Annotated in this window: 6 protein-coding genes; 4 read left to right on the top strand and 2 right to left on the bottom strand. The window is 41.9% G+C overall.

Annotated features, from left to right (window positions below):
- Positions 1–411 precede the first annotated feature (411 nt).
- The 4 genes from F6K57_RS34840 (at position 412) to F6K57_RS34825 (ending at position 3391) form a co-directional block, all read left to right on the top strand.
- Positions 412–957 (top strand): GNAT family N-acetyltransferase, encoded by a 546-nt coding sequence (locus F6K57_RS34840; protein WP_293072541.1) that lies wholly within the window; start codon positions 412–414, stop codon positions 955–957.
- Between the two features lie 48 nt (positions 958–1005).
- Positions 1006–1170, top strand: coding sequence for a hypothetical protein (locus tag F6K57_RS34835; protein WP_293055420.1), 165 nt, complete (start codon positions 1006–1008; stop codon positions 1168–1170).
- Positions 1171–1237: 67 nt separating this feature from the next.
- Positions 1238–1891 carry a CPBP family glutamic-type intramembrane protease gene (locus F6K57_RS34830; protein WP_293072539.1) on the top strand — a complete coding sequence of 218 codons (654 nt, stop codon included), beginning with the start codon at positions 1238–1240 and terminating at the stop codon, positions 1889–1891.
- Positions 1892–2116: 225 nt separating this feature from the next.
- Entirely contained in the window at positions 2117–3391 is a 1275-nt protein-coding gene (locus F6K57_RS34825; RefSeq protein ID WP_293072537.1) for a sodium:proton antiporter, read from the top strand.
- 394 nt (positions 3392–3785) lie between these two features.
- Here the strand turns inward: F6K57_RS34825 and F6K57_RS34820 are convergent, their stop codons facing one another.
- Together F6K57_RS34820 and F6K57_RS34815 are read right to left on the bottom strand one after the other, a co-directional pair.
- Positions 3786–5057, bottom strand: a complete 1272-nt coding sequence (locus F6K57_RS34820) for a hypothetical protein (protein ID WP_075900613.1) — start codon at positions 5055–5057, stop codon at positions 3786–3788.
- A gap of 895 nt (positions 5058–5952) precedes the next feature.
- The coding region (locus F6K57_RS34815) for a hypothetical protein (protein ID WP_293072535.1) at positions 5953–6132 on the bottom strand (180 nt) is incomplete at its 5' end.

The following is a 6132-nucleotide window of genomic DNA, read 5'->3' as shown; positions in this document are numbered from 1 at the left end:
CCTAAATCAAATTGGTATTGCTCGCAAACTTCCTAAAACTGATACTCTAATTGTGAGAGAATCGACGAAAGAAATGGAAGTCGGATTTAAGGGAGTATGAATGTAAGCATATGCGCTACGCGCACGCTGCGCGAACAGCCGTCAGCATTCAGCCGTCAGCCTTTAGCTGAAGCTACTTGAGGTGCAGACTTAAATCAGATTAAATGAAGGTTACCTGTTTGATTGAAAAGCTGTTATCGTAGCTTACCCATAGCCCATAAGCTGATAGCTGATAGCTGATAGCTGATAGCTTAAGTATGAATTCTGGTTAAAAATAAAAAAATGATGTTAATAAAACCAAAATTTAAACGTTGGTTGATTTAACCATTAAATTAAACGTTATTAAACCTTAAATATGGGGAATTTTAAACCTTGAATTACATCAGCATCACCACAGATCGATTGGAACTTATTGCCGGTACACCAGAACTGGTGCAATCAGAAATGACTCCCTCACGGTTTACTGCTTTAATTGATGCTCACATTCCAAAAGCTTGGCCCCCAGAAGGCTATCATGCTGGCACTATGGAATTGACTGCACAACGGTTAAGGGAGGGCTCGGATCAGATTGGTTGGTGGTGCTGGTATTTTGTTCTTCTAGACAACAGCAAAAATGAACGAGTATTAATCGGTATTGGTGGTTTTAAGGGACAAGCTACCCCGGATGGTATGGTAGAAATCGGCTATTCTGTGCTACCAGAGTTTCAAAGGTTTGGATACGCTACGGAAGCAGTTAATGCACTGATTAGTTGGGCATTTTCCCATGTCACAATTGAGGTAGTGATAGCAGAGACGTTACCGGAATTGATTCCATCTATCCGAGTTTTGGAAAAAAATGGATTTATTAAGATTGCTGGAGGGTCTGAACCTGGAGTGATTAAATTTATGCGATCGCGTCATGGTTTGGTAAATCTTTAGAAGTATTAACATGCTTATGTTAATAGTTATAGAGTAAGCTATCAGCTTATGCGCTACGCGCACGCTTGGCCTTGGCCGTTGGCCACGCTACGCGAATGGCCACGCTTCGCGAACGCGAACAGCTATCAGCTATCAGCTAATGGGCTACGTGCATGGTACTTGAGGTGCCAAAGGCCAAGGCTTGACCGCTCACAACTGACTACTAAACACTGACTACTGACTACTGATGGCTGACGGCTGAATGCTTACGTTATAGAGATGTCAGTATGGAGATGTCACTATGGAGATATCGGCCAAATTTGCTGAAAGAGTTACCGAGCGCTTGATGGCTGGGATATTAACGTTTCCTGATTGGAAAGCTTGGGTAATTGTAGTTATCTTAATTATGATCTATGGTTTAATTGCTTTACCGATTGGTTTACGTAATGGCTTTCTGCAACTAGATCAAAACTTACTTACTATTGATCAATCCCCATTATCCCCCTTATCAAAAGAAACTGATCATGATACCTCATTATCCCCTTTATTGAGGGAAACTGATGTAAGTGCTGTTAATGTCAAAACCTCTTGGCATCCAGTACTAAAGATTATGATAACTGCTCTGTTTACCCCAGCAATAGCTGAGGAGACATTTTTCCGGGTTTTATTATTACCTCATCCCTCAGAAAACCCTTCCTTAATTTCACTATTCGCTTGGTCTACAGTCAGTTTAGTCATTTTTGTTATTTATCATCCGCTGAATGCTATCACCTTCTATCCGGCGGCACGGGAAACATTTTTTAAACCTATTTTTATATTTCTAGCTACGCTTTTGGGAATTATTTGTACTATTGCTTATATTCAAAGTGGCTCGATCTGGACAGCTGTCTTCATTCACTGGTTGTTTGTTGTGATCTGGCTGATTGGCTTGGGTGGCAAGAAGAGACTTTTGTAACTTAAGCTATCAGCTATCAGCTATCAGCTATCAGCTATCAGCTATCAGCTATCAGCTATCAGCTATCAGCTATCAGCTATCAGCTATCAGCTATCAGCTATCAGCGCTTTTCATAACTATGAGGTACACAGGTTTTTTTCCCTACTCCCTGCTCCCTACTCCCTACTCCCTGCTCCCTGTTCCCTTTGCTATAGCACTGACGCACTCAGGACTTAGAGAAATTCCATGAACACTGAACTATTTGCGATTATTGCCCTATTTATCCTCGGCTTTGGTTTAATTTCTGGGCGCATTGAGAAAAGTATAATTACTCCACCGATGGCTTTTGTTACCTTTGGACTTTTATTGAGTCCGCAATTGTTGGGTTTATTGAATCTGGAGGTAGAGCATGAGCTTGTTCGGATAATTGCTGAATTTACCTTGATTCTGGTTTTGTTCACTGATGCTTCTCGGATTAATCTTAAACTGTTGCGTCGAGACTACAATTTACCAGTACGTCTGTTAGGTATTGGTCTACCGCTGACAATTATCCTAGGAACAATTTTGGCAGTACTGTTGCTTGGAGGTAGGTTAGAATTCTGGGAAGCAGCAGCGTTGGCAACAATTCTGGCTCCCACTGATGCGGCTTTAGGACAAGCGGTGGTCAGCAGTCGGAGTGTTCCGATTTGTATTCGTCAATCCCTCAATGTTGAAAGTGGTTTGAATGATGGTATTTGCTTACCGATTCTATTAATTTTCCTCTCCTTAGCTGGAACAATGGAAGGGACGGGAACAGCAAGCTTTTGGTTTCGCTTTGCTGCTATGCAAGTGATTCTAGGGCCAATCGTTGGGGTAGCAGTTGGCTATATTGGCGGTTGGTTGGTGTCACAGAGTGTTCGCCGCAAGTGGATTACTCATAGTTTTGAAGATTTATCGGTATTAGGACTGTCCTTATGCGCTTATGCGATCGCAGAATTAGTGGGGGGAAATGGTTTTATTGCGGCGTTTTGTGCTGGCTTAACCCTAGGGAATACGGCTCCATCAATTTGTGATTGTTTGTATGAGTTTGGAGAAGCAGAGGGACAGTTGCTGGTGCTGCTGATTTTTATGATTTATGGCTCAATGATGGTGTTTCCTGCTCTGGATAGCGTCAATTGGCAGATGGTATTATACGCAATTGCTACTCTGACCATTGCTCGGATGGTAGGGGTTGCTATTAGCGTGATTGGCATGAAGTTGCGTTGGTATACTATCTTATTTCTGGGCTGGTTTGGACCAAGGGGAGTAGCTTCAATATTGTATGGTTTACTAATTTTAGAGGGGGATGGAATTCAGGGTAGTGAAGTTATTTTTAGTACTATGGTACTGACGGTGTTGATCAGTGTGTTTGCTCATGGTTTAACGGCTTTTCCAGGAGCTAACTGGTATGGTAACCGCATGGCAAGGTTTAAAGCTACCCATGAGATCCCAGAATTGATGCCACGGTCGGAAATGCCTGTTCGTTTATCTTGGCGTAAATGATAGGGAGTCGGGAGTCGGGAGTCGGGAGTCGGGAGTCGGGATTAGGGAGTCGGGAGTAGGCAAGCTAGCAATAGTTTTGGAACTTTGCAAGAGGTCTTTTGAGTAGACTACCAACTCTAACAGTAGCGGGATTTATTGTAGCCTTTGAGAAGCACCGAAAATCAGCTAAATAACGTTAAAAATTATTTGGAACAGGATAAAGATTATTCAACATTATTCAACCTCCCAACCTTCAACCTTTAACCTCCCAACCTTCAACCTTCAACCTCCCAACCTTCAACCTTCAACCTCCCAACCTTCAACCTTCAACCTCCCAACCTTCAACCTTCAACCTCCCAACCTTCAACCTTCAACCTCCCAACCTTCAACCTTTAACCTCCTAAGCTTCAACCTTTCATATCACAAAATTACTAGCATCATGTAGCTCAACAACATCAACATTTTCGAGAACCAGAAATATCTGACTTCCATCTGAGTTAGTATTTAAAGAAGGAAACGGAAATTCCTGTTCTAATTCCCTGAAAACCCCTTGATAATTGCTGTCATCAGAGCCATCTTTGTCAAATAAAACAACAGCATAATTGTCCTCTGAAGCAAAACTCAGAAAGCCCTGATTAATCGCATCCGCATAATTAGCAACTGTAATTCCGTTATTATTAAATAACTCAGTAAGAACAATTTTGTCACTTCCCACTTCAAAGTCGGTGATCTGATCGCCAGCATCTCGCTCTGAGGTGTAAACAAACTGATCATTACCACCACCACCAGTGAGCAGATCTCGACCTTGGAAACCAGTGATAATGTCATTGTTATCAGTACCAGTCAGCTTCTCACTACCTGCGGTGCCATTGATAATAGTTGGCTCAGGTAAGGTCAAGGGAGCCAAAATTAGGTCATTGTCGCTAGCTTCCTCAGCAAACTCACTCTTTACATCGACAATTGGTAACGTTTCTGTATTCGTTATTTCTGGAGTTAGGTTACCGGATGTAGCACTAATTGGTTCAGTAGACTGGAGTTCAAAGTTACCGAAACTGTAGCTAAGTACCCCTGTTACAGTACCGAGCTCGTCACCCACATTAACCATAGGAGAGGTGCCATTCAATAGAGTGTCATCAATCTGAATTCGCTCTGGATTGAAGTCACCGTCACTAATAGCAATGCCATCACCTGGAACCGCCCAAATTTCACCAAAGCTATTGGTAGCAGAAACCGCTACAGCATTATTGATTTGCACCCGCATCCCTTCTAGGCTTTCGTAGAAGTCAGTTAAATCATCATCATCAATAATTTCTGTAGGTAGTGTACGGTCTTCACCGATAACCACTGCAGTAGGTAAAGAATTGTTCGATGATAAGACCCTAATATTAGTTAGGTTAGTAATTTGAGTCAGGGTTAAGTCATTGGAACGGTTACTAGGCCGAAATTCTTCGACATCACCACTCACTTGCACTTCGTCACCGATTCTGACTGTAGGAGTAGAATCGGTAAAGACAAAAATTCCGTCTGAGGTGGCATCATTATTATCTCCATAAGGGTCTTGTAGGTAGAAGCCGTTGCTCGCTACCCCAGTCACAATACCTGTAGTGATGACAGACTCACCAACAAATGGTGAGATATGACCTTCACCTTGGATGTCGTATATGGGACGTATGATTAGATTTGTCATATACCTACCTTTCTGTTTAGAACTAACTAGTAATCTCAGGGTGTTGTATTGGCTTTCAAACCAACGAATCTTTAGCTATTAGCTATCATTTCAGCCGTCACCTATCAGCGTTCAGCGAATCTATGCAATCCCTGATCAATAAACAGAGTAGAGACTTTATCTATTTTTAGATATTCCTATATAGCGTTTATTATTGTTATGAGGGATACAATATTTTTTACCTCTTACCTGTTCGCTCTTCCCTTTTCGCTGCTCCGTGCTCCCTGCTCCGTGCTCCCTGCTCCCTGCCTCCTATAAAGCCTAGGAAAAAGTACCTCAAACATCACTGATATTTGCTATATATTATGTAGATATGTTAGCTATAATGTCTCTACATAATTTTTTTTATGAGCAAGGCTTTAGTCAATTAATTATATTGATTGTATGATGTTTAATTGTTAAAAATAAAAAAATAACAAGATAAAATACAATAATAACTATTAACTAAAAAAAAACAACTAAGCAGCTACTTATGATGGTACTTTATTTTTGCTGATATTGTAGTATTAATTGGCTGGTTGACTAGATTTTTATTTATCTAGCAAGACTTTTAAAAAAATTAATTGAATCAGGAAGGCATAGCAGTTGACAAGTTACCTTGAAATGGTTAAACAGATACACTCTAGCTGTAAAAATTCAGGGATCAGTTACGCTCTCCTAGTGATAAGCTAATTACCTTGCAAAACTGAGGGGGTGACAACAAGGCATTAAACTAGACAGGGTATGGGGTGACCGGGTGTGGGGTGTGGGGAAAATAGAAGCGATGCAGCTTCGGAACAGGGGGTTTCCCCGGAGACGAAACCTGATTACGTTGAGCCAAAATGGTTGGTAGGCTATGCAGATGCATGATTAAAACTTATTGATTAAGGCGAGCCTGTCTTACGGTAACTTCAAACCACTCGCGCAAAGCATGGCTGACAGCGATGCAGCGCGGTCTTGGGGGTTTCCCCCACTCGCGCAAAGCATCGCTGTCAGCCATGCTTTGCGCGAGTGGGGGAAACCACGGCAGTTGCTCATGGGGGGAACCCCCTTTGGC

The sequence above is a fragment of the Moorena sp. SIO4A5 genome (assembly GCF_010672005.1).
Taxonomy (GTDB): domain Bacteria; phylum Cyanobacteriota; class Cyanobacteriia; order Cyanobacteriales; family Coleofasciculaceae; genus Moorena.
Note: the sequence above shows the minus strand (reverse complement) of the source record. Positions and strands in the feature narration are given on the sequence as shown.

Excerpts from the sequence above, each read along its gene's own strand:
- F6K57_RS34835 (WP_293055420.1), top strand. The coding sequence starts at position 1,006 with ATGCGCTACGCGCACGCTTGGCCTTGGCCGTTGGCCACGCTACGCGAA.
- F6K57_RS34830 (WP_293072539.1), top strand. The coding sequence starts at position 1,238 with ATGGAGATATCGGCCAAATTTGCTGAAAGAGTTACCGAGCGCTTGATG.
- F6K57_RS34825 (WP_293072537.1), top strand. The coding sequence starts at position 2,117 with ATGAACACTGAACTATTTGCGATTATTGCCCTATTTATCCTCGGCTTT.
- F6K57_RS34820 (WP_075900613.1), bottom strand. The coding sequence starts at position 5,057 with ATGACAAATCTAATCATACGTCCCATATACGACATCCAAGGTGAAGGT.